Consider the following 26,622-nt stretch of genomic DNA (forward strand, 5'->3'; position numbering starts at 1 on the left):
ATCGACTTCATCTCTTCGTGCCGCTGCCGGACGCTGCCTTCAACGCAGCAACGCGGTCGCGCGCGGACTTTCGAAAAGCGAAACAACAAGGAGCAAATTCATGCGAATCATTATCATCGGTGCCGGCTTCGCCGGCATGTACGCCGCCCTTTCCGCGGCGCGTCAGCGCGAGATCCAGGGCGTCTCGCCAGAGCAGCTCGAGATCGCACTGGTTGCCCCCGCGCCCACGCTCGTGGTTCGCCCGCGGCTCTATGAAGCGAAGCCCGAGACCCTGACGGCGCCCCTGCTCGATGTGCTCGAGTCGATCGACGTCGCCTATGTGCAAGGCAGCGCCGAGACCATCAACACCGAAGCCCGAACGGTGGAGATCGCCACCGCCAAGGGCGCCACCAAGACGCTCTCCTACGATCGCCTTGTCGTGGCCACCGGCAGCCGGCTGTTCCGTCCGAACATTCCGGGCCTCGCCCAACACGGCTTCAGCGTCGATACGCTCGACGAGGCGGTCGCGCTCGACAAGCATCTGCACGGTCTTGCGAAGCGGCCCGCCGTGAACGGACGCGAGACGGTGGTGGTCGCCGGCGGCGGCTTCACCGGCATTGAAGCGGCCACGGAGATGCCGGCGCGGTTGCGCGATATCTTCGGCAAGGATGCCAAGCCCCGCATCATCATCGTCGAGCGCAATATTGCGATCGCGCCTGACATGGGCGAGGGCGCTCGCCCCATCATCGAGGAAGCCCTGCGCAAGGTCGGCGTGGAGACACGGCTCGGCGCCGGTGTGGCCTCGCTCGATCGATCCGGCGTGACGCTGTCGAATGGCGAGCACATCGAAACCGAGACCGTGATCTGGGCGGCGGGCATTCGCGCCGCGCCACTGACCGCGCAGATACCTGCCGGGCGCGACAATTTCGGCCGTCTGCTGGTGGACCGCGATCTGCGCGTGCCCGGTGTCGCGGGCGTCTTCGCCACCGGCGATGCTGCGCGCGCCGCCTGCGACGACGAGGGCAATCACGCGCTGATGTCGTGTCAGCACGCCACGCGGATGGGCGCCTTTGCCGGCAACAACGCCGCGGCAGAGCTGCTGGGCGTGCCGACCAGGCCCTATCACCAGAAGGCCTATGTGACCTGCCTCGACCTCGGCGAAGCCGGCGCGCTGTTCACGCGTGGATGGGAGCGCGAGGTCGAGATGGTCGGCGAGACCGCCAAGAAGACCAAGCAGGAGATCAACACTGTCTGGATCTACCCGCCGAAGGCCGAGCGCGCCGCCGCGCTCGCGTCGGCCGATCCGGAGCGCGTGACTGAGCTCTAGACGCACCAAGCGATGACGACTGCACGTTCCTGGCCGTGCGGCCTGCTCAACCAAGACCAGCCGGAAACTCTACCTTTGAAACAGGAGACCCACATGAATCTGCACAATACCTCATATCCCGTGTCATCGGGGCCCGAAGAGCTCGTTCCCTCGCGCTACGCGCTGAAGATCGGCGAGATCGACGTGCTGGTGGTCAGCGATGGCGTGCTGCCGCTGCCAACCACGATGTTGGCCCACAACGCCGACCCGGCCGTCCGGGCGACCTGGTTGCACGACATGTTCCTGCCGCAGGACGCTTTCGACTGGGCGCTGAACGCGGTGATGGTCCGCAGCGGCGGCAAGACCATCCTCATCGACGCCGGACTGGGATCGGACCCGAACTTGAACTTGCCGCGCGCCGGGCAGTTGATCAAGCGACTGGCGGCCGCCGGCATCGATCTTTCGTCGGTGACCGATCTGGTGCTCACCCATTTGCACATGGACCACATCGGCGGGCTGCTGGTCGACGGGGTGAAGGAGCAACTGTGTAAAGACCTGCGGATCCACGTCGCGGCTGCCGAGGTCAAATTCTGGGAAGCGCCAGATTTTTCCCGCACTGCCATGCCGGAAGGATTCCCGGACGCGCTTCGAGCGACCGCCAAGCGGTTCGTGAAGGAGTTCGGCCCTCGGCTGCGGCTGTTCGATGACGAGCACGAGGTTGCGCCCGGCGTCATCGCCCGTCGCACCGGCGGTCACACCCCCGGACACAGCGTGGTTCGCATGGCGTCCGGCGATGATGCGCTGACATTCGCCGGCGACGCCGTGTTTGCCGTCGGGTTCGAACAACCGGACTGGCACAACGGTTTCGAACACGATCCCGAGGATGCCGCGCGCGTACGCATCAATCTCTTGCGAGAGCTCGCCAAGACCGGCGAGATGCTGGTGGCCACGCACCTGCCGTTCCCGTCCGTGGGCCGGGTCGCGGTGGACGGCGACGCCTTTCGTTGGGTTCCGGTGTTCTGGGACTACTGAACGCTTGCCGGATTAGCATCAACGCAGGGCGCGGACTCATATCATCGATGAGTTCGCGCCCTTGAAAATAGGATCAAACGTCGGACCTCGCGGTTATCGCTCCGCTGAGATGGCTGGAACCCGATCGGCGGGCGTCAGTCGGCATTGCGTCACGCGCAGCGCAGGCGGCTCCCCGTCTGCGCTCCTGCGCGCGCGCGAGATCGAGCGAGGCGATATGGCAATCGCGACTTTCAGGATCATCACGCTCGTAGCGGTTGCCGCCTTGATTGGGCCTTACGTGGAAGCCCGCGACGACGGTCGCTACGCAAACTCTCCCCTCAAGGGCTGGTTCGAGGGCCTGCACAGCAAGGGCGGCGGCGCCTGCTGTGCCGACGCCGACGGCACCGCCCTCGACGACGTCGATTGGGACACGCAAAACGGACATTATCGCGTCAGGCTAATGGGCGATTGGATCGAGGTGCCCGACGACGCCGTGATCACCGAGCCGAACCGTGCCGGCCGCACCATGGTCTGGCCGTATTATATCAACGGACGCGCCAAGATCCGCTGCTTCATGCCCGGCAGCATGATTTGAGGGTTCAGGAAATTTCGCAGGATGCGGGCTTACTTCGCCTGCTTGGCCGCCCGGATCTCGGCGAACTCCGCGTCGGGATGGGTGACGATGGTGGCGAACATGATGCCGCTGATGATGAGCGACCAGGCGGTGTCCCAATAAATCCAAAACACGTGCCAGCCTCCGTTTCGATCTCCTCAGCCCGCGGGATCCGGACAACGGAAAGGCGAGGCTGCTGTTCCAAATGCAAGTGCGGTGCGGGCGGGGCGCTATTCTGGTTTGGTCGGCACCGAGTTGCGATCGGTTTGACCGGTGTGGCGCTTTGCCACGACATCCTCATCGCGCTCGCCTTGATGCGGGCGCGGCGGCGGCTCGGGCTGGCCGGCTTCGCCGCCATGCTTGCCGCCCATGTCGGGCTTACCTTCGAGATCGTTTTCGCGGGGCATGCCCGTTCAATGCGCTGGCGCGGCATTGGTTCGTTTCCGCCTGTGAACGAGTTCATAGGATTGCCGCGGTTTGCAGTGCACGATCGCAAGGCGCGCCCCAGGGGGCATTCATTTGAGGGACGGATTCGGCCTGATGCGGAAACCACTCATCGTCCGGACGATCCTGACCTGCGCGCTGCTCGCGGTCACCGTGTGGACCGTGCTCGGGTCGCCCAAACCTCCGCCCGGCCGGCATCTGCCCTCCCGCACGGCGGCGGTGCGGTAGACCTCCCCACCGATACCATTTCGGCATCGATCAATCCCAATTGGAATTTGGTGCGGCGGGGCGGCTGCCGCTATCCTCGCGACAAAACGACACTGCCGCACCGGCTTTCAGGAGGACCCCATGTTGAGACCGGCCCGACGCGTCGCATCCCGCGCGCCCCGCACTGCGATCGCCACCACCCTCGCTTTCCTCACCCTCATTTCTGGAGTCCGCGCCGGCATGGCCGAGACCTTCGCCTATGTCGGCAATGCCGACAGCAACGACATCAGCGTGTTCAAGATGGCTGAGAGCGGCGAGATGGTTCCCGTGCAGACGGCCGCCTTCACCGGCGTCGAAAAGCCCGGCTCCTCGACGCCGCTCGCGATCACACCCGACCACCGCGTGCTGATTGCGGGCGTCCGCTCGCAGCCGTTCGTTGCGGCGAGCTTTGCAATCGATCCCAAGACGGGTCAGCTCAGCCATATCGGCAACGGGCCGCTCGCCGACAGCATGGCCAATATCGCCCTCGACCGCAGCGGCAAGTTCCTGTTCAGCGCCTCCTATGGCGGCAACAAGGTCGCGCTGAATCCGCTCAACGCCAATGGCGTCGCGGGCGAGCCGAAGCAGGTGATCCCGACCGGGCTGAATGCGCACGCCTTCCTGCCCTCGCCCGACAACCGCTTCGTGTTCGCGACCAATCTCGGCTCCGACCAGGTGCTGGCCTTCGCGTTCGATGCCATGACCGGTACGCTCACGCCGAGCGATCCGCCGGCCCACAAGGTGCCGGAGAAATCGGGGCCGCGACATTTCGTATTCCACCCCAACGGCAAGTTCGTCTATCTCATCCACGAGCTGAACGGCGACGTCGCGGCGTTCGCGTACGAAGCCAAGAGCGGCGCATGGGACGAGATCCAGCGCACCACCGCGCTGCCGGAGGGGTTTTCGGGAAAGCCCTGGGCGGCAGACATTCACATCACCCCCGACGGCCGTTTCCTCTACGCTTCCGATCGCACCACCAACACGCTCACCGCCTACAAGGTCGATGCAACAAGCGGCAAGCTGTCCACGATCGGCAGCGTGCCGACCGAGAAGCAGCCGCGCGGCTTCCACATCGATCCCTCGGGGCGCTACCTCGCCGCCGTCGGCGAACTCTCCGACAGCATGACGGTCTATGCCATCGACCAGAGCGGCGGCGCGCTGACCAAGCTGAAATCCTACGCCACCGGCAAGAAGCCGAACTGGGTGGAGTTCTTGAGCCTGCCGTGAGATTGCTCACCTTTGGAGGCTGCGGGATGAGTTCGGCCTGCATGGTTCGAGACGCCCGCTTTGGCGGGCTCCTCACCATGAGGGTCTGATATCTCGCCGCGAAGCACGACCTCATCCTGAGGGCCAGGCGGGCGTCTCGAAGGATGGCCGCAGGGATGGGGGGAAGACAGCGAACCTTGGCGTCGGTCCCGAAGACTAATTCAACGGGCGGCAACGCGCCGCCCGTGCTGCTGCGGCATTCTCATCCGGCCGGCCCATGGTCTGCCGCGGTTGCTTCTGTTATCGATGAGGCCATCAAGGCCCCAACCGGAATGACCGATGCGTTCATTGCCTGCGCGTTCTTTTTCCCAGCATTTCGTTGCGCTCACCGGACTGCTGTTGCTGTCCGCCCAGCCCGCGCCTGCCGCCGATGACGACGCGCCCAAGGGACCGGCAGTCACGGTGCTGAAGGTCGCAAAATCCTGTTTCTCCGACATCGTCGAGGCCACCGGCACGATCGTCGCGCGCGAGGAAAGCTCCGTGCGGCCCGAGCGGCCCCGCCTGAAGGTGACGGAAGTGCTGGCGGAAGCCGGCGAAACCACCACCGCAGGCCAAGTGCTGGCGCGGCTGGCGCTGCCCGAGGGTGGCACGCTTCAGGTCACCGCCCCTGTTGCGGGCGTGATCGCGACGTCGACCGCGCAGATCGGCAACCTCGCCTCGGCCAAGGGCGAGGCGCTGTTCACCATCGTGGCGCGCAGCGAATACGATCTCGTCGGCCTCGTCGCGACCACCGATATGCGCAAGCTCGCGGTCAACCAGCAGGCGACCGTGCGCATCGCCGGCGCCGGAGATATCGACGGCAAGGTGCGCCGCATCGGCCCGACCGTCGAGCCGAACATCCAGCAGGGCATCGTCTATATCGGCATCTCCTCGCAGAAGCGGCTGTTGCTGAATGCGAGCGGGCGCGCGCTGATCAAGTCCGGACAGAGCTGCAACGTCGCGGTGCCGCTGACCTCGGTGCAATATTCCTCCGCCGGCACCGTCGTGCAGGTGATCCGCCGCAACCGCGTCGAGACCAAGCGCGTCGAGGTCGGACTGATGTCGGGCGGCAATATCGAGGTCCGCGACGGCCTCAACGAAGGCGATGTCGTCGTCGCCCGCGCCGGTGCGCTGTTGCGCGAAGGCGATGCCGTGCGCCCGGTGATGGCCGCGGAAGCTGCGAAGTAGGGTTGCTATAGTCCCGGACGCGCTGCAGCGTGTAATGCTGCTGCGCAGAGCCGGGACCCATCTCTCGTCCAGGCGATAGCCTAAAAAACCAAGCCCCGGCTCAGCGTCGCATCATTGCATGATGCGCCGCGTCCGGGGCACGAGACTTGGCAGAACCTAAGAAAAACTAGCCGCCGGCTTCGCCGAAATGGATATCTTCGAGCAGCGAGGAAGAGACCGACGGGACCTGGTCGCCTTCGCTCGCACGGGAGATGGCAACGCGGGTCTTGTTGAAGACGCTCTCGGCGCTGCCCTGCGCATTGAGATTGGTGAGGAACTCGCTGACCAGCACGCTGTGCTCGCCCTTGCCGTCGTCGACGACCTTGCCGGGCGAAGCCGAGGAAAGGATCAGCGCGTTGTCGGGCGCGGTGATCGGCGCGAGGCCGTGGCTGTACGAGCGGAAGCGGCGCTCATAGGGATTGCGGCGGGAAGCGTCGACCACGACGAGCTTGGCCTTGGCGCCCTGCTCCTTCATCATGTCGAGCACGCCGTCGATGGAAACGCCCTGGCGGCGGACATCGCTTTCCTTCCAGATCACGGCATCGACCGGCAACATGTAGCTTTGGCGGCCGGCCTCTACGCCGTAGCCGCCGAAGAACAGCATGACGACGGTGTCGCGCTTGATCCGGGACTTCAGGCGATTGACGGCGCGGACCATGTCGTCCCTGGTTGCGTCTTCCACCATGTCGACGTCAAAGCCGCTCTTGCGCAGCGACGAGGACAGCGCGCGGGCGTCGTTGATCGACTGCGTCAGCGGCGCGCTGGCGTCCGGGTAATGTCCATTGCCGATGACAAGCGCGAGACGCGAGGTCTGGCCGATCGAGCCGGTGACCTGGTCGGTCGAGATGGCCTTGGCGGCATCGAGCGTACGCATATTGAGGGCAGCATGGGCGCCGATCACGAGCGACACCGTGCCGATGAGGGCTGCGGCGACGGCGATCGTGCGTCGGGAAAGGTCGAGCTGCGTTACATTCATCTCGGTTCGTTCCTGTGCCAAAGACCAGCCAAGCACGCGCACATTGTTTGAGTAGCGCGATAGCGTCTTTAGGTTTGAGGGGTTGGCCGGGGTGTGCCCCCGAATTGCGCGCAACTTGCGGCGCCGCACCAAACAAACCTTTAACCGGATATTGCCTCCCCGGCAATAGATTGCGCAAAACTTGAGCTAAACCGCTGAAGATATTAGTTAATTTCCATCGCCCAATGTGTGATTTTTTTGCGTCCCCGTAGCCTTCCGGAGCTTGATTATGCAGACTTCGTGCCGGCTCTTTCTGTGACCGCTATCACATTTGTATTTCCTGCGAATCCGGGTAGCTTTTTCAACGAGTTGCAGGGGGTGGTGCGCGGCTGGGAGCGTGCCGGCCGGCCCCCGGCCAAATTCCGGCGACCAGGTATTTCATGAGCTTTCAATATTTTGCCGGCGCCGCCTGCCGGGCGCTGACAGCGCGGAAGGACGGCCCCTCGCTTTATGACGTCTGCGATCCCGTATTGTCTGTTGCGGCCAGCGGCGATCCGCATCTGGCCAAGTTCTACAAGACCGCGCTCGGCAATCCCGCATTGCGGGTGCTGCTGCGACGCGCGGGCGTGCCCGAGCTGCGCGACGAAGCGAAACTGGCCCGGCTGCGCGAGGCGCTGGTTCGCGCCCGCGACGAGGCCGAGCCCGATTGGGCGGCGGTCGGCCAGCCCGTCGCCGATCTCGTCGACAGCATCGCGCTGGATCATCCCAAGCCGCCGCCGGCCATGTTCACGGGCGCTATGCCGCAACAATCGCAGATCGACGGCGTGATCCGCGACTGCGCGCAGCATCTGCTCGGCTCGTACCGCAAAAATGGCTTTCTGCCGACCTACGCCGCGTTCAACCTGATCGGCGATCCTGATTTCCGCGGGCGCGAGCTGACCATGGCGCTCACGGGCCTCAACGCGCGCGGCTACAAGAACTCCTCGCTGCTGTTCAATCTCGCCCGCGTCTTCATTGCGCGCTCGCCGGCGCGCGCGGTCGTCAATCCGCCCTGGACCGGCATCGCCGAGCCGATGTGGGAGCCGGTGCAGATCCGCCACCGCTCGGCTTATTACGACGCGTTCTTCATCGAGGCGCTGTTGAGTTACGTCGAGACCGGGCTCGCCTCGTCCACCGACAAGATGGCGGCTGAGCGCGCGATCGCCGACATGGTGGATTTTTGCGTCAACATCAGCCGCGAGGAAGTCGAGGGCCTCGATGGCGCACGGTTCAACGTCATCACCGCGCTGGCGCCCGCGCCGCATCCGCGCTTTTCGCGCTACTTCGCCCAGATCAAGCAGGACCTCGGTTTCGGCGTCTACGTGCCGGATTGCGACACCACGGCCTGCTCGATCTCCGCGGCGACGCAGGCCGGCTGCACCGATCCGATCCTCGACCAGCCGCTGCTGGATTTCTACGCCGGCTACCAGGTGCGCGCGGGCGTCAACGAGCCACGCGTGACCGTGCCGATCAACGACAATATCGACTATGAGGGCGGGGTCGCGACCTGGATCGACAATCTCGAGGGCGAGCGGCCCTACGGCAACGATCTCGATCCGACACTCAATCTCGACATTCTCGAGGTCAGCTTTCGCAACCTCGCGCGCTGGAAAGTATTGGAGACGCCGGCGCGGCTCGCCACCGTGCATCGCATCATCGGCTTTCAGAAGCGGCTTGCCGCGAGCGGCGCCTTCGCCAATCCGCGCTCACACATCTATTACCTGCCGGAGCTCTACAGTGCCTATTTCGGCCGCTGCTACGCAGCGTTCCTGGCGCTGCCGCTGGCGGCGCAGGCCGCGGTCGATCCCGATGGCGATTTCGATTTCATCCGTCACCGCGTGCTCTCCTACGTCCAGGGCGAGCTGATGGCCGCCGAGATGAACGTGTTCGACGCGGCGCTGGCGCTGATCGCGCTCGGCCATCTCGGCGCCGACCCGCGCGCCTTTGCGCCGGCGCTGAACGTGATCGTCGCGAGCTTGGGCGAAGGCGGCCGCCGCGGCCCGTTTCGCGCCTATGAGTGGAACAAGATGAAGACGCCGACGCGGATTTTGGTCGGTGGGCCTGAGGTGACGTCGGCGTTCGTGCTGATGGGGCTGGCGGTGGCCAAGCGGGCGATGGCGGGACGAGGGTGAGATGGTCTCGTGCCCCGGACGCAATGACGGGAAGTTGAAAGCCCGTCTGCCAGGCAAACGCTGGCCGGGCGGACAAAAGCCGACCACAATCGCGAGATCTATCGCAATTTTCATCACACGCGGACCGGCATGTTGCGAAAATTTCTGATTGCGCTGTCACTGCTCGCCTTATCCTTGCCCGGCTTGCCGTCGCCGGCTGAGGCCGCCGACATCACCGGCACCGCAAAAGTCCGCGCCGGCGACGCAGTCGTGATCGGCAACACGCGGATCCGGCTCGGCGGCATCGACGCGCCCGCGGTCGACCAGCTCTGCCTCAACACCAAGGGCGAGCGCTGGACCTGCGGCATCGCGGCCCGCGACGAGCTCGCCAAATACACCGAGGGCAAGAGCTGGGTCTGCCATGCGCGGTCGATCGACCGGCGCGGCCGCACCGTGGCGCGCTGCGATGTCGGCGGCGAAGACATCCAGAAATGGCTGGTTCGCACCGGCTGGGCGCTGGCCTATACCCGCATCTCTCACGATTACGAACCCGATGAGGCAGCCGCGCGGGAGGCAAAAGCCGGGATGTGGCAGGGCGCCTTCATCGCGCCCTGGGACTGGCGCGTGCGCAACAAGAAGACCACGATATTGGGCGCCACAAAGCCGCCCGAGGGCGCGCATGCGATCCTGCTCGCTTCGGCCTCGGGACCGGTCGCGCCCTCGCCGGACTGCACCATCAAGGGCAACGTCAACAGCGGCGGCGAGTGCATCTATCACCAGCCGACCAGCCGCTGGTATGCGCAGATCAAGATGAAGATCAGCAAGGGCACGCGCTGGTTCTGCTCGGTGGAAGAGGCGGAAGCCGCCGGCTGCCGCGAGACCAAGAGATAGAGCATGGTGCGGAAAAGTGTGAGGCGGCTTTCCGACAAGACCATGCTCAGAACAAAAGACCACTCCAGACCTGCGTTTTACGTGCTTTTCTTGGGCTTCTGCGGCGCGTAAAAGAAGAAAACAACCTCCAGACCGTCTTCACGACACAAGGAAGTATAGCAATGACCGTTCGCGCGGGCCGGGAATTTCTGGCCATCCCCGGGCCCACCAATATGCCCGACGAGGTGCTGCGGGCGATGCATCGTCCGGCGATCGACATCTACTCCAAACAGATGACCGATCTGACCGAGAGCCTGCTCGGCGACATCTCAAAACTGTTTGCGACCAAGGGCAAGTCCTACATCTACATCGCCAATGGTCACGGCGCCTGGGAAGCGGCGCTGAGTAACGTGCTGTCGCGCGGCGAAAAAGTGCTGGTGCTGGAGAGCGGGAGGTTCGCGATCGGTTGGGGCCATGCGGCTTCCCTGATGGGCGCCGAGGTCGAGGTGCTCAAGGGCGACTGGCGCCGCGCGGTACGGCCGCACGAGGTCGAGGAGCGCCTGCGCCGCGACAAGGAGCATGCGATCAAGGCCGTCGTCGTCGTCCAGGTGGACACGGCCTCGGGCGTGCAGAACGACATCGAGGCGATCGGCAAGGCGATCAAGGCGAGTGGCCATCCGGCGCTGTACATGGTCGACACCGTGGCGTCGCTCGGCTGCATGCCGTTCGAGATGGACAAATGGGGCATCGACGTCGCGATGTCGGGCTCGCAGAAGGGCCTGATGACGCCGCCCGGCCTCGGCTTCGTCGCCGCCAATGCGCGTGCACTCGAGGTGCACAAGAAAGCCAACATGGCGACGCCCTATTGGAGCTGGAGCGAGCGCGAAGGCACTGAGCATTACCGCAAATACGCCGGCACCGCGCCGGTGCATCTGCTGTTCGCACTGCGCCAGGCAATCGACCTCTTGCACGAGGAAGGGCTGGAGAACGCCTTCCGCCGCCACAGCCTGCTCGGCGAAGCCGCGCGCCGCGCCGTCGGCGCATGGTCGGAAGGCCAGGTGCTCGGCTTCAACATCGCCGAAGCCAGCGAGCGTTCCAACACCGTGACCACGGTGACCATGAGCAACGGCCATGATCCGGCAGTGCTGCAAAGCTATTGCAAGGAAAAATGCGGTGTCGTGCTCGGCAACGGCATCGGCGACCTCACCGGAAAAGCCTTCCGCATCGCCCATATGGGCCATGTCAATGCCCCGATGCTGCTCGGCACGCTGGGAGTGATTGAGATCGGTCTCAACGCGCTGAAGATCCCGCACGGCAAGGGCGGGCTCGAAGCGGCGGTCGCGTATCTTGGCGATGAGGTGGCGGTGTAAGCCAGCTTCGCGTCTCTCCCTTCTCTCCTTGTGGGAGAAGGAAAGATCAGCGCTCCACGCGATATGCGGCGACCTGCGCCTTCAACTCGTCCAGCGATGCAAGTGATGCCTTCGGATCGACCCGATATTCCCCACGCGCCAGCCATTTCAACACCTTCGCATCAACGACCGGCGAATGGTGGATGACGTCGCCGTAATTGTTGAGGTCGTGCGTGACTTCCTTGATCGCGCGGAAATCGTAAAGGCGAACGTTGGGAAGCTGCGTGAGGCGCTCCGCCACGCGCGCCGTGAGATCGGTGACGATCTTCAGCGTCGCAGGCGAGGCATCGCGCATCGCGACGAATTGCAGGATTGAATAGGGCGGGAAGTAGATGTCGAAGGTCACGTCTGGGTGCCGCGTGATCAGGCCCACGGCATCGCGCTCGAAGTGCCGCACCATGGCGTCGTAGCCATAGCCTTCGCCGAGAAAGCGGCTGCGCACGGGATTTGTGATGTAGGCGAAGGCGGCAAGCGCCTTCTCTGCATTGTAGCCACGGGCGACGTCGAAATCCCGCGGCAGCGCGTAGATGTCGTCGACGTCAGGCAGTGCGAACTTGACAGGGAGAAACGGCGCGGCCCGGGTCAGCGGCTGCCGCAACGGCGGAACCGACCGCAGCAGCGCGAACAGCGATTCCTTCGCCATCGCCGCGCTGAAAAGATAGGACGCGATCCCCTTTGCCGTCCCGCGATAGAGATCGACGGAGAAATAAGGATCCGTCTCGATGTCAGCCGCATCGACAAAAATAAAATCGTCCATCTGCCAGATCACGCGCTTTGCGCCGCGGTCGATTGCCTGCTCCAGCACAAAACCCTGCTGGCGCGAATTGGAGCCGGTCATCGCCAGCTTGAGCGAGTGCACGCCGAGCGCATGGTCGATGTCGCTCTGACGAAAATGGATCGCGAGCGAGGTGCCCATGAAGGCGGTGTCGAACGACTGGCTGCGGATCAGCCCGGCATTCTGCACGCGCGTGTCGTCCGAATAAAAGGGTGCGACGAGACGCGCGGACCGAAACAGTTGCAGCGGATCGACGCCGTAAATGAGCGCAGCCGCCCCGAGCACGCACGCGATGCTCGCGAGCAGAAGACGCCCTGGATATGTGAACGTGCCCCGCATCAGAACCGGAAATAGATGAATTCGCTGTGGCTCTGGATGCCCAAAATCCCGAACGCAAGCACCAGCGACGCGCCATAGAGGACCAGAGGCCGCATCCGTCCCGCCATCAAGCCCTCTCCGACCCTGCGGTTGGCGTGGTCGTATCCCATGAGTCCTTGCGTGTTCGGCGCCAGCCACACCAGCGCGGCATAGATCGTGACCTGCGCCAGCGCCGCGATCTCCTCGCGGCCGAGGATGACGTTCGCCGGATCGGCCATGGCGCCGAGAACCCGCAGCGCCCAGTCGACCCGCTCGGCACGGAAAAACACCCAGGCAACGACGACGGCAAGGAAAGTGAGTACGGCCCCGGCGATCCGGACCGGACGCGCAAGAGCCCCGGGGATGTTCGGCACCAGCGCGTTGAAGGCGTGATTGACGCAGAGATAAGCGCCATGCAGCGCGCCCCACACCACGAACGTCCAGGCGGCACCATGCCAGAGCCCGCCGAGCAGCATCGTGATCATCAAATTGACATAGCGCAGCACGCGGCCGTGGCGGTTGCCGCCGAGCGGGATGTAGAGATAGTCGCGCAGGAATTGCGACAAGGTCATGTGCCAGCGGCGCCAGAACTCGACGATGCTGGTGGCCTTGTAGGGCGAGTTGAAATTGACGGGCAGGAAGATGCCGAACATCAGCGATATCCCGATCGCCATGTCGGAATAGCCGGAGAAGTCGAAATAGAGCTGGAAGGTGTAGGCGAGCGAGCCAAGCCAGGCCTGATCAAAACTCGGCGCGCGCGCATCGAAGGCGAGCGCGACCAGCGGCTGGATGCCGTCGGCAAGGCATGTCTTCTTGAACAGGCCGATCGCAAAGATGATGATTCCGCACAAAATGAGATGCGCATGCGGATGCTTGGTTTCCTCCCGCTCGAATTGCGGGATCATGTCCTTGTGGTGGAGGATCGGTCCCGCGATCAGGTGCGGGAAGTATGTCACGAACAGCGCGTAGTGCGGCAGGGCGTAAGCCGCGACCTGCCCGCGATAAGCGTCAACCAGGAACGCGATCTGGGTGAACGTGTAGAAGGAGATACCGACCGGCAGCAGGATGTGGACCGCGAAGTGCGTCCCGGTTAGCGCGTTGATGTTCTCGGCGGCGAAGCCGGCATATTTGAAAATGCCAAGCACCAGGAGATCGCCGGCGACGCCAAGCGCGAGAGCCGTCTTTCGTTGCGACGGAGTAAGCTTCGCCACGATGAGGAGATGGCCGACGCCGTAGTTGAAGGCGATCGATATCAGCAACAGGGCAACGAACTGCCAGTTGCCGATGGCATAGAAAGCGAGCGAGGCCGCCGCCAGCCAGATCACCGGGGCCAGATTGCTGCGCCGCCCGAGCCAGAAATACCCGGCCAGCGCGGCCGGAAGGAACAGCAGGATGAACGGATAGGAATTGAACAGCATCGGCCTGGACCGGAGGCGGGACTAAAGGACTTGGTCCTACTAAAGGACTTGGCCCCTAAAGCATACAAGCGGCCGGTCAACAACCCGATGGTGCAGTCCTTGGCGCAGCGGCGCTGGCAATTCGCGGAATCGGGACGATATAAGGTGGAGCACGCATCTGAACGAGGATCGAGTGACACAGGCCAAAACACCTTCCCAGCCCCCAATCGCCCCGCGCCGGCCGCATTCCATCACGCAGCACGGGATTACCGTGACCGACGACTATGCCTGGCTGAAGGACGAAAAATGGCAGGAGGTGCTGCGCGATCCCGCGGTGCTCGATCCCGACATCCGTAAATATCTCGACGAAGAGAATGGCTACACTGAGAGCCTGCTCGGCCATACCGCCGCCCTCCAGAAGTCGCTGGTGCGCGAGATGCGGGGGCGGATCAAGGAGGACGATTCCAGCGTGCCGTCGCCGGACGGTGAGTTCGCCTATTTCCGCAAGTTCCGCGAAGGCGGCCAGCACGAGCTGTTCGGCCGCATGCCGCGCGACGGCGGCGAGGGCCATATCGTGCTCGACGGCGATGCGCTCGCCAAGGACCACGCATATTTCAAATTCGGCGGCAGCCGGCACTCGAACGACCACAAGCTGCAAGCCTGGAGCGCCGACACCAAGGGCTCGGAATATTTCTCCATCCGCGTGCGCGACTGGGCAACCGGAAAGGATCTTGACGACGTCGTCGAGGAGACCGACGGCGGCGTGGTCTGGAGCAAGGACGCGACGTCGTTCTTCTATGTGAAGCTCGACGACAATCACCGCCCGATGCAGGTGTGGCGGCACAAGCTCGGCACCAGGCAGGCCGACGACACCCTCGTCTACGAGGAGCAGGATTCCGGCTGGTTCACCCATCTGCACGAAAGTACCAGCGGCCGCTTCTGCGTGATCGCCGGCGGCGATCACGAGACGTCGGAGCAACGACTGATCGATCTCGTCAACCCCAAGGCACCGCCGCGCCTGGTCGCGGCGCGCGAGGAGGGCGTGCAATATTCGCTCGGCGATCGCGGCGACGAGCTCTTCATCCTCACCAATGCCGACGACGCCATCGACTTCAAAGATCGTCACTGCACCGCTCAGTTCACCCGAGCGCAAGAACTGGCGCGATTTGATCCCGTATCGACCGGGTATCTACATCATCGATCTCGATCTCTATGCCGGCCATCTGGTGCGGCTGGAGCGCGCCAACGCGCTGCCATCCATCGTGATCCGCGATCTCGCATCGAACGAGGAGCATGCCATCGCCTTCGACGAGGCGGCCTATTCGCTCGACACGATGGGCTCCTACGAGTTCGAGACGACCACGCTGCGCTTCGCCTATTCGTCGATGACGACGCCGTCGGAAGTCTATGACTATGACATGACCAAGCGCACGCGCACCCTGCGCAAGCGCCAGGAGATCCCGTCGGGCCACGATGCGAGCGACTACGTCACGACGCGCATCATGGCGAAGGCGCATGACGGCGCCGAGGTTCCGGTGTCGATCCTCTATCGCCGTTGGGTGAAGCTCGACGGTTCGGCGCCGCTGCTGCTTTACGGTTACGGCTCCTACGGCATGGGCGATGCCGGCGTCGTTCAACGCCAACCGCCTGTCGCTGGTCGACCGCGGCTTCGTCTACGCCATCGCACATATCCGCGGCGGCGCCGACAAGGGCTGGGGCTGGTATCTCGACGGCAAGCGCGAGAAGAAGACCAATTCGTTCGACGACTTCTCAGCCAGCGCCCGCGCGCTGATCGACGCGAAGTACACCTGCGCAAAGCGCATCGTCGGTCATGGCGGCTCGGCCGGCGGCATGCTGATGGGCGCGGTGGCCAACCGCGCCGGCGAATTGTTCGCCGGCATCGTGGCCGAAGTGCCGTTCGTCGACGTGCTCAATACCATGCTCGACGACACGCTGCCGCTGACGCCGCCGGAATGGCCGGAATGGGGTAACCCGATCGAGAGCGAGAAGGATTTTCGCACCATCCTGTCCTACTCGCCTTACGACAATGTCGCGGCGAAAGACTATCCGGCGATCCTGGCGATGGGCGGCTTGACTGATCCGCGCGTGACCTATTGGGAGCCCGCCAAATGGATCGCACGCCTGCGCGCCACGATGAGCGGTGGCGGCCCGGTGTTACTCCGCACCAACATGGGCGCCGGCCACGGCGGCGCCTCAGGACGCTTCAACCGGCTCGACGAAGTCGCGATCGTGTACGCGTTCGCGCTGTGGGCGGCGGGGATGGTGGAGGCGGAGGTGTAAGCCACCTCCGCCGTCCTCCTGGCGAAGGGCAGGACCCATACCGCGTGAGCTATCGATGGCGTGCGGTGCGTGTACCGCGGGAAGGCCACTTAACTGCGAGTCTTCGCCAAACTTCTCCCTGGGGTATGGGTCTCGGCCTTCGCCGGGACGACACGAGTGATTGTGGTGCTATCTACTGCCCAACTACCGCCCGTTCTTCTTCCGCCATTCTGCAAAATCGGTGAGCGTCTGCGGATCGGTGGCCGGATAGAGTCCGAAAATGCCGCGGCCCTTGTTGACTTCCTCGGTGACGAAGTCCTCGAACGCGGTCATCTCGAAGGTTTCGTTGGCGATCTCGTCGGCGAGATGCGCGGGGATCACGATCACGCCGTCGCTGTCGCCGAGAATGACGTCGCCGGGAAACACCGGCGCATCACCGCAGCCGATCGGCACATTGATCTCGATCGCGTGATGCAGCGTCAGATTGGTCGGCGCGCTCGGGCGATGGTGATACGCGGGGATACCGATTTTTGCGATCTCGGCCGAGTCGCGAAACCCGCCGTCGGTGACGACGCCGGCGACACCGCGCTTCATCAAGCGCGTCACCAGGATCGCACCGGCGGAAGCGGCGCGCGCGTCCTTGCGGCTGTCCATCACCAGCACGCTGCCCGCCGGACAATCCTCGACCGCCTTGCGTTGCGGATGGGAGCGATCCCTGAAGACGTCGATGGTGTTGAGATCTTCGCGGGCCGGCATGTAGCGCAGCGTGAAGGCCTCACCAACCATGGTCGGCTGATCCGCACCGAGCGGGTGCACATCCTGGATCATCTGGATGCGCAGGCCGCGCTTGAACAAGGCGGTGGCGACGGTGGCGGTGGAGACGGATTTGAGCTTGGTGCGGGTGGCTTCGGTAAGTTTGGTCATCCCATACTCTCTAGTAAATCGAGGGCTCGCCGATCGGCGCGCCGAAGTCAGTTTCGAGGAAGTCGAAGTCGCAGCCGTCATTGGCCTGCTTGATGTGTTTCGTGAACATCCAGCCATAGCCGCGCTCGAAGCGGCGCTCGGGCCGCTTCCAGGCGGCACGGCGCTTTTCAAGCTCGGCTTCGGAGACGTCGAGATTGATGGTGCGGGCGCCGACATCGAGCGTGATGCGGTCGCCGTTCCGGACCAGCGCCAGCGGCCCGCCGACATAGGATTCGGGAGCCACATGCAAAATGCAGGCGCCATAGCTGGTGCCGCTCATGCGCGCATCGGAGATCCGCACCATGTCGCGCACGCCCTGCTTCACGAGCTTTGTCGGGATCGGCAGCATGCCCCATTCCGGCATGCCCGGCCCCGCCCTGCGGCCCGACATTGCGCAGGATCAGGATGTGGTCTTCGGTGACGTCGAGATTGGGATCGTCGACCGCCTTCTTCATCGCAGGATAGTCGTCGAACACCAGTGCCGGCCCCGTGTGCTTGAGGAAGCGCGGCGCGCAGGCGGAGGGCTTGATGACGCAGCCGTCGGGCGCGAGATTGCCCTTGAGCACGGCGAGCGCGCCCTCCTTGTAGATGGGATTGTCGACCGAGCGGATCACGTCGTCGTTGTGCACTTCGGCGCCCGCGATGTTCTCGCCGACGGTCTGTCCCGTGACGGTGATGCAATCGAGATGCAGATGCTGCTTGATCTGACCCATCAGCGCCGGCAGGCCGCCGGCATAGAAGAAGTCCTCCATCAGATAGGCATCGCCGCTCGGCCGCACGTTGGCGATGACAGGCACCTTGCGGCTTGCGATCTCGAAATCGTCGAGGCCGATATCGAGACCGGCGCGGCGCGCCTGCGCGATCAGATGGATGATCGCATTGGTCGAGCAGCCCATCGCCATCGCCACCGCGATCGCGTTCTCGAAAGCCTTGCGGGTCTGAATCGTCTTCGGCGTCAGATCTTCCCAGACCATCTCGACGATGCGGCGGCCGCATTCAGAGGCCATGCGGATGTGGTTGGCGTCGGCGGCGGGAATCGAGGAGGCGCCCGGCAACGTCATGCCGATCGCCTCGGCAATCGCGGTCATGGTGGAGGCGGTGCCCATGGTCATGCAGGTGCCGTAGCTGCGAGCGATGCCGGCCTCGATGTCGAGCCAGTCTTTGTCGGAGATTTTTCCGGCGCGCCGCTCGTCCCAATATTTCCAGCCGTCCGAGCCGGAGCCGAGCGTCTTGCCTTTCCAGTTGCCGCGCAGCATCGGACCGGCCGGCAGATAGATCGCCGGGATGTTCATCGATGTCGCGCCGAGCAACAGCGCTGGCGTGGTCTTGTCGCAACCGCCCATCAGCACCACGCCGTCGACAGGATGGCTACGCAGCAGCTCTTCCGCGTCCATCGCCAGCAGATTGCGGTAGAGCATGGTGGTCGGCTTGAGCAGCGATTCCGACAGCGACAGCGCCGGCAACTCCAGCGGCAGGCCGCCGGCCATCAGGATGCCGCGCTTGACGTCGTCGACGCGCGACTTGAAATGCATGTGGCAGGGCTGCGCGTCCGACCAGGTGTTGAGGATCGCGATGATCGGGCGGTCCTTCCACTCCTCCGGAGCGTAGCCCATCTGCATGGTGCGCGAGCGATGGCCGAACGAGCGGAGATCGTCGGGCGCGAACCAGCGCGCGCTGCGGAGCTGGTCGGGCGTTATTTTCTTCTTGGTCATGATTGGGTGCCCCATTTCTGCACGGTGTTCCGCTCGATGGCGCGGAAGATCAGGTTCTCGACAAAAAGCCCGATGATAATCACCGTCAAGAGGCCTGCGAAGACCGCAGGTATGTCGAGGAGGTTGCGGTTCTCGAAGATGAACCAGCCGAGCCCGCCCTGCCCCGAGGACACGCCGAACACCAACTCGGCCGCGATCAGCGTGCGCCAGGCGAAGGCCCAGCCGATCTTCAGGCCGGTGAGGATCGAGCCGAATGCCGCGGGAATGAGAATTTTGGCCACGTAGGGCAGCCCGCGCAGGCCGTAGTTTCGTCCGACCATGCGCAGCGTGTTGGACACGCTCTTGAAGCCGGAATGGGTGTTGAGCGCGACCGGCCACAACACCGAATGGATCAGCACAAACACCAGACTGCCGTTGCCGAGGCCGAACCAGATCAAAGCGAGCGGCAACAGCGCGATCGCCGGCAGCGGATTGAACATCGCCGTAACAGTCTCGAGGAAATCGGTACCGATCCGCGTCGAGATCGCGAGCACGGTGAAGATCGCGGCCAGCACGATGCCGGCCGAATAGCCCATGAACAAGACCTTCAGCGACGTCCATGCGCGCATCGGAATCGTGCCGTCCTTCACGCGCTCGAACATCGTGATGACGGTATCGTGCAGCGTCGGGAACAGCAGCGGATTGTCCAGGGTGAGGCCGTAGGCTTCCCAGATCGCCGCCAGGAACAGGATGATGACGGTCTTGCGGACAAAACCGTCGTTCCACAGCAGCTCAAGCACGCTCAGCTTGCGCTCGACCTCGGCTGCGCCGCCGGCGGTGGCGGCCGGCGCGTCACGCAGCAATATTCTCGCTTCGCCCATGGCGGCTTCCCTCAATGCGCCGTTGCTTCGGAGGCGAACAGGAGATCGTGGATCTCCTTCTCCAGCCGGCCGGCGCTGCCATCGTCATTGGAGACCTTGTCGACGTCGACCACCTCGGCCTTGACGCGGCCGGGATGCGGCGACAGCAACAGGATGCGGTTGCCGATGCGGATCGCTTCCGCAATCGAATGCGTCACGAACAGCACGGTGAATTTGGTCTCGCTCCAGAGCTGAAGCAGCTCGTCCTGGCAAGTTCGCCGCGTCAGCGCATCAAGCGCGGCGAACGGCTCGTCCATCAGCAGGATGTCCGGCTCCATCGCCATGCCGCGCGCGATCGCGACGCGCTGCTTCATGCCGCCGGACAGCGTGTGCGGATAGGCATCAAACACGCGTGTCAGCCCGACCTTCTCGATATAGGCCCGCGCCCGCGCTTCGGCGTCCTTGCGCGATAGCTTTCGCGCGGTCAGCAGCGGGAACATCACGTTGGCGAGCACGCTCTTCCAGGGCAGGAGCTGGTCGAACTCCTGGAAGATCATCATGCGGTCGGCGCCAGGGCCGCGGATTTCGCGGTCGTTGATGGTCATGCGGCCTTCGCTAGGCGCCATGTAGCCACCGACGGCCTTGAGCAGGGTCGACTTGCCGCAGCCGGACGGCCCGAGCAGCACGAAGCGATCGGACTTGTCGACGGTGAAGCTCACTCTTTCGGTGGCCGTGACGATTGCGCTGGAGGTCTTGTAGCGCAGCGTCACGGAGCTGACGTCGAGCAGCGCCATCAGTTACCCTTCAGATCGTGCGCAACGGGGAGATAGTAGTCGGTCCAGGCCTTGGGCTGGGTCTTCAGCGTGCCGGTCTTGAACAGATGGGCGGCGAATTTCATCGTGCCCTGCGGCTCGAGATTCCACTCCATCATCCCGGGCTCCTTCAGAAGATCGAGCAGCTCTTCCACCGAGGTCTTGTCGCCGGTGATCTCCTTGTAGATCTCGACCGCCTGCCTGGTGTCGCTGCGGATCAGATCCTGCGCTTCCTTGGTGGCATCGCGCACGGCCTGGATGATTTTCGGATTGGCATCGGCGAACTTCGTCGTGGTGAAGAACTGCGCCTGGCTCAGCGGGCCGCCCATCACGTCAGGCGAGCTCAGCACGACATGCGCGCCCGGCACGTTCTTTAGCTCCAAGAAGGTGAAGGGCGGGATCGAGAAGTGGGTGTGTACCTCGTGCTTGGAATTGGACAGCGCCGCATAGGCGTCCGGATGGCCGAGCTGCACGGTGTTGACGTCCAGCTTCGACCATTGGTCGGCGCCGAAAGCCTCGGCGGCGGCGATCTGCAATACGATCGCCTGGGTCGAGACTTTCACGGTCGGCACGGCGATCTTGTCGCTCGGGCCGAAATCCTTGATCGACTTGATGTTGGCGTCGCGGCTGATCAGCGTCATCGGCTGCGCCGAGGTCGCGACGATGCCCTTGACGCCACCGCGCGTGCGGTCCCACAGCAACAAAAGATTGCCTGTACCGGTGTTGAGAATATCGACGCCGCCCGCGAGCAGCGCGTCGGTCTGCGCACCGCCGCCGGAGAAGGTGACCCATTTGGTGGTGACGCCTGCTACGCCGAGCTGAGCTGCGTGCTTCTCGATCAGCTTCTGCTTTTCCATGATGTGGCTCGGCATGTAGAAAATGCCGGGCTGGCGCGACAGCGAGATCTCGGACTTCTGCTGCGCCTGCGCCGTGGATACCGAGAGAGCGGTTGCGGCGATCAGGGTGGCGGCCACCAGTTGGCTGCGGAGATGCTTGATCATTGTTGTGTGTTTCCTCCGGGTGAGCGTCGCGCTGCGTTGACCCTGCTGATGCACTAATATATTAGTGCATCAAAGGCAAGCGGGGCCCGACATGGAAGCAGCCCATACCGCGCCGCGCGCACCCGCAAAAACGGCATCGAGGCTCGATCGTGCCCGACAGGCCGCGCCGCAGGTGTTCGAGCGGCTGCGCAATGCGATCATCGCCCTGGAGCTACCGCCGGGCGCGCCGCTGTCACGCGCCGAGCTTGCCGGCCAGTTCGGCGTCAGCTCGACGCCTGTCCGCGATGCCTTGATGCGGCTCGAGGAAGAAGGCCTGGTCGACGTGTTTCCGCAGCACGCCACCGTGGTCAGCCGGATCGATATCAACCGCGCCGAGCAGGCGCATTTCCTGCGTCAGGCGCTGGAGCTGGAGATCGTGCGCCTGCTCGCAGCCAACGGCGACGCCGCATTGGTAATCCGCCTCGATCACGCCGTTGCGCTGCAACAACAATCTGCCAAGGCTGGTGACTTCGAGGCCTTCATGGCCGACGACAACTCTTTTCACGCGCAGCTTTACGCCGCGGCCGGCAAGCAGGATTTGTGGGCGCTGGTGCGCAGTCGCAGCGGACATATCGACCGGCTGCGCCGGCTGCATTTGCCTTCGCCCGGCAAGGCCCAGAACATCGTCCGCCACCACAGACTGATTGCGCGCGCGATCGAGGCCGGCGATGCCGATGCCGCGCAACAGCATTTGCGCAAGCATCTGTCAGGTACGCTCAGTGAGCTCGACAAGATCCGGAGCCACCATCCGGAGTACCTGACCGACTAGCCGTGTGTGCTGATCATGTGCCCGTAATCGTGCATATATACAGCCGTCGAATCCAGACGCCGTTTACAATCGTCGGACGGGCGCGAAGTGCTTGCAGGATGGGCACAATCCGCGCAACAGTTTCGTATTTGAAGCTTTGATTTGGGTCGCTGGGAACATCCCTGCCCGACCCGGAGGTTTTTGACGTGGCCAACATCCTGATCGTGGATGACGACCCGGCCGTGCAAATCACAATCCGGCTGCTGCTGGAGAGAGCGGGCCATCACGTCACCCTCGCTGGCGATGGCCGCAAGGGGCTCGCGCTGTTCGCGGCCAGCCAGTTCGACTTGCTGTTCCTCGACATCTTCATGCCCGGCATGGACGGGCTGGAGACGATGCGCCACATCCGGGCGCGGGCGCCGACCATTCCGATCATCGTCATTTCCGGCCGTTCGATCACGCCGGGCGCTTTCGCAGAACCGGATTTTCTCAAGATGGCGACCAAGCTCGGCGCGGGCGCGGGCCTGCAGAAGCCGTTCCGCCCCGACGCGCTGCTCGCCGCAGTCGACCGCTACCTGAAAACAGCGCAATCGACGGCCGTGCCGCAACCCGATGCCGGCTCCGGCGGCCGATGACGGAGCGGTTCATGTTGCAACCTAGCAGAACATTCGGGACCGTACGCGACGTGGCGCGAGGGCCGACATGACCCTCGCAACCCGGCTGGCCATCGCAATGATTCTGCTGGTCGCAGTTGCGGTCTCCGCTGCCGGATGGCTGAGCCATTACAGCCTGGAGCAGGCCTTCCTGCCGCGCGTGCTCGACCGTATCGAGACACAATCCCGGCTGCTGGCTTCCCAGCTCGAAGTCCAGACCGACGGCGCACGCGCCGATATTGTCACGTTCCGCTCCCGTGCCGCGGTACGCGGCATGATCGACGCGCATTTCAACAACGGTATCGATCCAACTGACCACCTGTCAGAAAAGAACTGGCGCGAGCGGTTGCTGCCCCAACTCGTGGCCGTTGTCGGAGCCAACCCGACCTACGCGAAATTTCGCGTCATCAACATCGACGGCAGCGAATATCTGCGGGTCGACCGATCCGGCCCGACAGGATCGGTGCGCATCGTCCCCGACGATGGCCTGCAAAACAAGGACGAGCGCTTCTTCTTCCAGGAAGCGATCAAGCTGTCGGAGGATCAGGTCTACGTCTCTCCGGTCGATCTGAATGTCGACGATGGCGTGATTCAGATGCCCTATGTGCCGACGCTACGCGTCGCGGCACCGCTGTTCGGGTCCGGTCACCGGCTGTTCGGCATCGTCGTCGTCAATGTCGACATGCGCCAGGTGTTCGACCGTATCAGGATAACGAGCCGGCGCGGGGAGCAGGTCTACGTGGTTGGCCGCAACGGCGATTATCTCGTGCATCCGGATCGCACCCGCGAATTCGGCTCGCAACTGGGGACGCCGAGGCGCTGGCAGAACGACTTCCCTTATTTCTCTTCAGTCACCGGATCGACCCTGGGTGCGACCCAGGTCGTGCGGGAAAACGACGGCAAGCCGAGCGGCACCGCGATCGCGCCCGCGATCCTGGCCGAGGGTCAGTGGGCCGGCATCATCCGCATCGTGCCCTACGCCGTCTTCATGGCGCCGGCCGTCATCATCGAGAAGACGACGATCACGATCGGCCTCATCGCAGTGATGGTCGCCGCCGTGCTGGCGGTGCTGCTGGCGCAGTCGCTGACCCGGCCGATCGGCCGGCTCACCACCGCGGTCGATGCGATCGGGCGCGGCAAGCCCGCCGATATTCCAATCGACGCATCAGGCGAGACCGGCCTGCTGGCACGTGCTTTCGCCCGCATGGTCGAAGAAACGAACGCGAAGACATCGGCATTGGAGCACGAGGTTCTGGAGCACCGGCGCACGGAGGCCGCCCGCGACCAGCTCGCCGTTCGCGAACGCCTGTTCAGCGCGGCGGTCGAATCCTCGGACGATTCGATCGTCATGCAGACGCTCGACGGCACCATCATCGGATGGAACGCGGCGGCCGAGCGCCTCTACGGCCATACGGCCGAGGAGGCGGTCGGACAGCCGACTTCGATCCTCCTGCCGGCCGATCGCCGCGAAGAGGGCAAGGATTATCTGCGGCGGATTTCGCGGGGCGAACGCATCGAACACTTCGAAACGGTGCGCCTGCGCAAGGACGGCACTCCGGTCGATATCTCGGGTGAGCCTGTCGCCGATCAGGGGCGCTTTGGGCGAGATCATCGGCGCCTCCGGCTCGGCGCGCCGCCTCACTGACGCGCGCCAGACCGAGCGAGCGCTGCAACAAACGCTCGAGGAGCGGCGACAGCTGTTCGATGCGTCGCAAGACCTGATCATGATCATGGATTCGCGCGGCCATATCGTGCAGATCAGCCCGAGCAGCCAAGCCGTTCTCGGCTACCCGCCGGACGAGATGATCGGCCGCAGCGGCGTCGACTTCATTCACCCAGCGCATCTCGATCAATCTCGCGAGGAAATGCGCGCACTGCGGCGCGGCGACAGTCCGAAGCTCGCCGACACCCGCTGCATCCACAAGGACGGGCGCGAGGTCTGGTTGTCCTGGCTCGGCAACTGGTCCGATCAGGCCAAGCGCTATTTCTTCGTCGGACGTGACATGACCGAGGCAAGGCATGCCGAGGAATCCTTGCGCGAAAGCGAGCTGCTCGCGCGCAACATCGTCGAGACCGCACTTGACGCCTTCGTCCAGACCGATGACCGCAGCACCATCCTGAACTGGAGCTCGCGGGCCGAAGAGCTGTTCGGCTGGCGGCGCGACGACGTGCTGGGCAAGAATGCGGTCGACCTCATCGTCGCAGAGAGTGAACGCGAGAGGGTCAAGGTCGGCCTTGCACGCTTTCTCGTGTCCCAGGGCGGCCGGACGCTCAACCGCCGCCGCGAGCTCATGGTCCGCCGTCGCGACGGCAAAGAATTCAAGGCCGAGCTGAGCGTCACGGCATTGAAGCGCCGCGAGGGCCTGCTGTTCAACGTGTTCTACCGCGACCTTACCGACAAGATCGCGGCCGAGGACCGCATCCGCGAGGCCGAGAAGATGGAGGCGGTCGGCCAGCTCACCGGCGGCGTGGCGCACGACTTCAACAACATCCTCACCGTCATCACCGGCACGATCGGGATCCTGGCCGAAGCGGTGGCCAAGGAGCCGGAGCTTGCAGCGATCACGAAGATGATCGACGAGGCCGCCTGGCGCGGCGCCGAGCTGACGCAGCATCTGCTGGCGTTTGCACGCAAGCAGCCGCTCCAGCCGCGCGAGATCGACGTCAACTCGCTGATGATCGACACTGCGAAGCTATTGCGGCCGACGCTGGGCGAGCAGATCCAGATCGAGTCCGTGTTCGAGGCGGAGAGCTGCGTCGCGATCGTCGATCCCAACCAGCTGACCACCGCAATCCTCAACCTCGCGCTCAACTCCCGCGACGCTATGCCCTTCGGCGGCAAGCTGATCGTGGAGACGGGCGCCGCCTATCTCGACGAAATCTATGCCAGCGTCAACGATATCAGGCCAGGCCACTACGTGCTGATCGCGGTGAGCGACACCGGCACCGGAATTCCCGCCAACATGCTGGCCAGGGTATTCGAACCTTTCTTCACTTCGAAGGGACCGGGCAAGGGCACCGGCCTCGGGCTTTCGATGGTCTACGGCTTCATCAAACAGTCCGCGGGCCATATCAAGATCTACAGCGAGGAAGGCCACGGCACCACGATCAAGATGTATCTGCCGCCCGGCAAGACGCCGACGGCGGTCGGCGAGGGCGTGACACCGGCGGCGATCGAAGGCGGACACGAGACGATCCTGGTGGTCGAGGACGACCGGCTGGTGCGCGACTACGTGCTGGCGCAGCTTCATTCGCTGGGTTACGTCACCTTGCAGGCGGCGAACGCCACGGAGGCGCTTGCAATCGTCGCCGCCGGAAAACCGTTCGACCTGCTGTTCACCGACGTCATCATGCCCGGCAAGATGAACGGACGGCAGCTCGCCGACGAACTCCAGAGGACGCGTCCCGATCTCCGGGTGGTCTACACGTCCGGCTATACCGAGAACGCGATCATCCACCACGGCCGACTGGATTCGGGCGTTCTGCTGCTGGCGAAGCCCTATCGCAAATCGGATCTGGCGCGGATCATTCGCAAGGCGCTAAACGGGTGAGATACAGATCTCGTGTCCCGGACAAGGCGCAACGTGCAAC

At 64.0% G+C, this 26,622-nt stretch carries 22 protein-coding genes and 2 pseudogenes; 14 read left to right on the forward strand and 10 right to left on the reverse strand.

Annotated elements, in window-relative coordinates; all coding sequences use genetic code 11:
• Nucleotides 1-100: 100 nt before the first annotated feature.
• The 3 genes from ACVWYI_RS01290 to ACVWYI_RS01300 all read left to right on the forward strand — a co-directional run bounded on the left by ACVWYI_RS01290 (nt 101) and on the right by ACVWYI_RS01300 (nt 2,891).
• The gene (locus ACVWYI_RS01290; protein WP_456661005.1) at nt 101-1,306 is read left to right on the forward strand and encodes an NAD(P)/FAD-dependent oxidoreductase; all 1,206 of its coding nucleotides are present in this window, start codon (nt 101-103) and stop codon (nt 1,304-1,306) included.
• A gap of 93 nt (nt 1,307-1,399) precedes the next feature.
• Entirely contained in the window at nt 1,400-2,317 is a 918-nt protein-coding gene (locus ACVWYI_RS01295) for an MBL fold metallo-hydrolase (RefSeq protein WP_456661006.1), read from the forward strand.
• 214 nt (nt 2,318-2,531) lie between these two features.
• Nucleotides 2,532-2,891 carry a hypothetical protein gene (locus tag ACVWYI_RS01300; RefSeq protein ID WP_247345139.1) on the forward strand — a complete coding sequence of 120 codons (360 nt, stop codon included), beginning with the start codon at nt 2,532-2,534 and terminating at the stop codon, nt 2,889-2,891.
• 29 nt (nt 2,892-2,920) lie between these two features.
• On the opposite strand, the gene ACVWYI_RS01305 is transcribed toward ACVWYI_RS01300, so the two are convergent.
• Together ACVWYI_RS01305 and ACVWYI_RS01310 are read right to left on the reverse strand one after the other, a co-directional pair.
• Entirely contained in the window at nt 2,921-3,043 is a 123-nt protein-coding gene (locus ACVWYI_RS01305; RefSeq protein ID WP_279666951.1) for a hypothetical protein, read from the reverse strand.
• A gap of 96 nt (nt 3,044-3,139) precedes the next feature.
• A complete protein-coding gene (locus tag ACVWYI_RS01310) occupies nt 3,140-3,316 on the reverse strand; it encodes a hypothetical protein (protein ID WP_247444589.1) in 177 nt (58 codons plus the stop codon).
• Between the two features lie 133 nt (nt 3,317-3,449).
• Between ACVWYI_RS01310 and ACVWYI_RS01315 the strand changes: the two genes are divergently transcribed.
• From ACVWYI_RS01315 to ACVWYI_RS01325, 3 genes are all read left to right on the forward strand, one after another.
• Nucleotides 3,450-3,581 (forward strand): hypothetical protein, encoded by a 132-nt coding sequence (locus ACVWYI_RS01315; RefSeq protein WP_256467631.1) that lies wholly within the window; start codon nt 3,450-3,452, stop codon nt 3,579-3,581.
• Nucleotides 3,582-3,701: 120 nt separating this feature from the next.
• The gene (locus ACVWYI_RS01320; protein ID WP_456661007.1) at nt 3,702-4,826 is read left to right on the forward strand and encodes a lactonase family protein; all 1,125 of its coding nucleotides are present in this window, start codon (nt 3,702-3,704) and stop codon (nt 4,824-4,826) included.
• Nucleotides 4,827-5,144: 318 nt separating this feature from the next.
• Nucleotides 5,145-6,032, forward strand: a complete 888-nt coding sequence (locus ACVWYI_RS01325) for an efflux RND transporter periplasmic adaptor subunit (RefSeq protein WP_456661008.1) — start codon at nt 5,145-5,147, stop codon at nt 6,030-6,032.
• Nucleotides 6,033-6,198: 166 nt separating this feature from the next.
• Here the strand turns inward: ACVWYI_RS01325 and ACVWYI_RS01330 are convergent, their stop codons facing one another.
• Nucleotides 6,199-7,047, reverse strand: coding sequence for a caspase family protein (locus ACVWYI_RS01330; protein WP_456647717.1), 849 nt, complete (start codon nt 7,045-7,047; stop codon nt 6,199-6,201).
• Nucleotides 7,048-7,466: 419 nt separating this feature from the next.
• Between ACVWYI_RS01330 and ACVWYI_RS01335 the strand changes: the two genes are divergently transcribed.
• From ACVWYI_RS01335 to ACVWYI_RS01345, 3 genes are all read left to right on the forward strand, one after another.
• On the forward strand, nt 7,467-9,197 hold the full coding sequence (locus ACVWYI_RS01335) for a hypothetical protein (RefSeq protein ID WP_456661009.1): 1,731 nt from the start codon (nt 7,467-7,469) through the stop codon (nt 9,195-9,197).
• Nucleotides 9,198-9,326: 129 nt separating this feature from the next.
• A complete protein-coding gene (locus ACVWYI_RS01340; RefSeq protein WP_456661010.1) occupies nt 9,327-10,067 on the forward strand; it encodes a thermonuclease family protein in 741 nt (246 codons plus the stop codon).
• 161 nt (nt 10,068-10,228) lie between these two features.
• Nucleotides 10,229-11,416, forward strand: coding sequence for a pyridoxal-phosphate-dependent aminotransferase family protein (locus ACVWYI_RS01345; protein ID WP_456661011.1), 1,188 nt, complete (start codon nt 10,229-10,231; stop codon nt 11,414-11,416).
• Nucleotides 11,417-11,462: 46 nt separating this feature from the next.
• On the opposite strand, the gene ACVWYI_RS01350 is transcribed toward ACVWYI_RS01345, so the two are convergent.
• Both ACVWYI_RS01350 and ACVWYI_RS01355 read right to left on the reverse strand, forming a co-directional pair.
• Nucleotides 11,463-12,569, reverse strand: coding sequence for a hypothetical protein (locus ACVWYI_RS01350; protein ID WP_456661012.1), 1,107 nt, complete (start codon nt 12,567-12,569; stop codon nt 11,463-11,465).
• Nucleotides 12,569-14,005, reverse strand: a complete 1,437-nt coding sequence (locus tag ACVWYI_RS01355; protein WP_456661013.1) for an MBOAT family O-acyltransferase — start codon at nt 14,003-14,005, stop codon at nt 12,569-12,571. The genes ACVWYI_RS01350 and ACVWYI_RS01355 overlap by 1 nt, the downstream gene beginning before the upstream one ends.
• 172 nt (nt 14,006-14,177) lie before the next feature.
• Here ACVWYI_RS01355 and ACVWYI_RS01360 point away from each other — a divergent pair.
• A pseudogene (locus ACVWYI_RS01360) lies at nt 14,178-16,285 on the forward strand (S9 family peptidase).
• A 183-nt stretch (nt 16,286-16,468) separates the two neighbouring features.
• On the opposite strand, the gene ACVWYI_RS01365 reads toward ACVWYI_RS01360, so the two are convergent.
• The 5 genes and pseudogenes from ACVWYI_RS01365 to ACVWYI_RS01385 all read right to left on the reverse strand — a co-directional run bounded on the left by ACVWYI_RS01365 (nt 16,469) and on the right by ACVWYI_RS01385 (nt 21,591).
• The gene (locus tag ACVWYI_RS01365; RefSeq protein ID WP_456661014.1) at nt 16,469-17,188 is read right to left on the reverse strand and encodes a ribonuclease activity regulator RraA; all 720 of its coding nucleotides are present in this window, start codon (nt 17,186-17,188) and stop codon (nt 16,469-16,471) included.
• A 10-nt stretch (nt 17,189-17,198) separates the two neighbouring features.
• Nucleotides 17,199-18,939, reverse strand: a pseudogene (gene araD / locus ACVWYI_RS01370) (L-arabinonate dehydratase).
• Nucleotides 18,936-19,799, reverse strand: a complete 864-nt coding sequence (locus ACVWYI_RS01375) for an ABC transporter permease (RefSeq protein WP_456661015.1) — start codon at nt 19,797-19,799, stop codon at nt 18,936-18,938. Before ACVWYI_RS01375 ends, araD begins: the two are co-directional and overlap by 4 nt.
• An 11-nt stretch (nt 19,800-19,810) precedes the next feature.
• Entirely contained in the window at nt 19,811-20,572 is a 762-nt protein-coding gene (locus ACVWYI_RS01380; protein ID WP_456661016.1) for an ABC transporter ATP-binding protein, read from the reverse strand.
• Nucleotides 20,572-21,591, reverse strand: a complete 1,020-nt coding sequence (locus ACVWYI_RS01385) for an ABC transporter substrate-binding protein (protein ID WP_456661017.1) — start codon at nt 21,589-21,591, stop codon at nt 20,572-20,574. The genes ACVWYI_RS01380 and ACVWYI_RS01385 overlap by 1 nt, the downstream gene beginning before the upstream one ends.
• 91 nt (nt 21,592-21,682) lie before the next feature.
• Here ACVWYI_RS01385 and ACVWYI_RS01390 point away from each other — a divergent pair, with 91 nt between their 5' ends.
• The 4 genes from ACVWYI_RS01390 (at nt 21,683) to ACVWYI_RS01405 (ending at nt 26,582) form a co-directional block, all read left to right on the forward strand.
• Nucleotides 21,683-22,399: a GntR family transcriptional regulator gene (locus tag ACVWYI_RS01390; protein ID WP_456661018.1), complete on the forward strand. Its 717-nt coding sequence runs from the start codon at nt 21,683-21,685 to the stop codon at nt 22,397-22,399.
• A gap of 185 nt (nt 22,400-22,584) precedes the next feature.
• Nucleotides 22,585-23,013, forward strand: a complete 429-nt coding sequence (locus ACVWYI_RS01395) for a response regulator (RefSeq protein WP_456661019.1) — start codon at nt 22,585-22,587, stop codon at nt 23,011-23,013.
• 67 nt (nt 23,014-23,080) lie between these two features.
• On the forward strand, nt 23,081-24,676 hold the full coding sequence (locus ACVWYI_RS01400; protein WP_456661020.1) for a PAS domain S-box protein: 1,596 nt from the start codon (nt 23,081-23,083) through the stop codon (nt 24,674-24,676).
• Entirely contained in the window at nt 24,603-26,582 is a 1,980-nt protein-coding gene (locus tag ACVWYI_RS01405; RefSeq protein ID WP_456661021.1) for a PAS domain S-box protein, read from the forward strand. Before ACVWYI_RS01400 ends, ACVWYI_RS01405 begins: the two co-directional genes overlap by 74 nt.
• Nucleotides 26,583-26,622 lie beyond the last annotated feature (40 nt).

This window comes from Bradyrhizobium sp. LB13.1, from assembly GCF_054056815.1.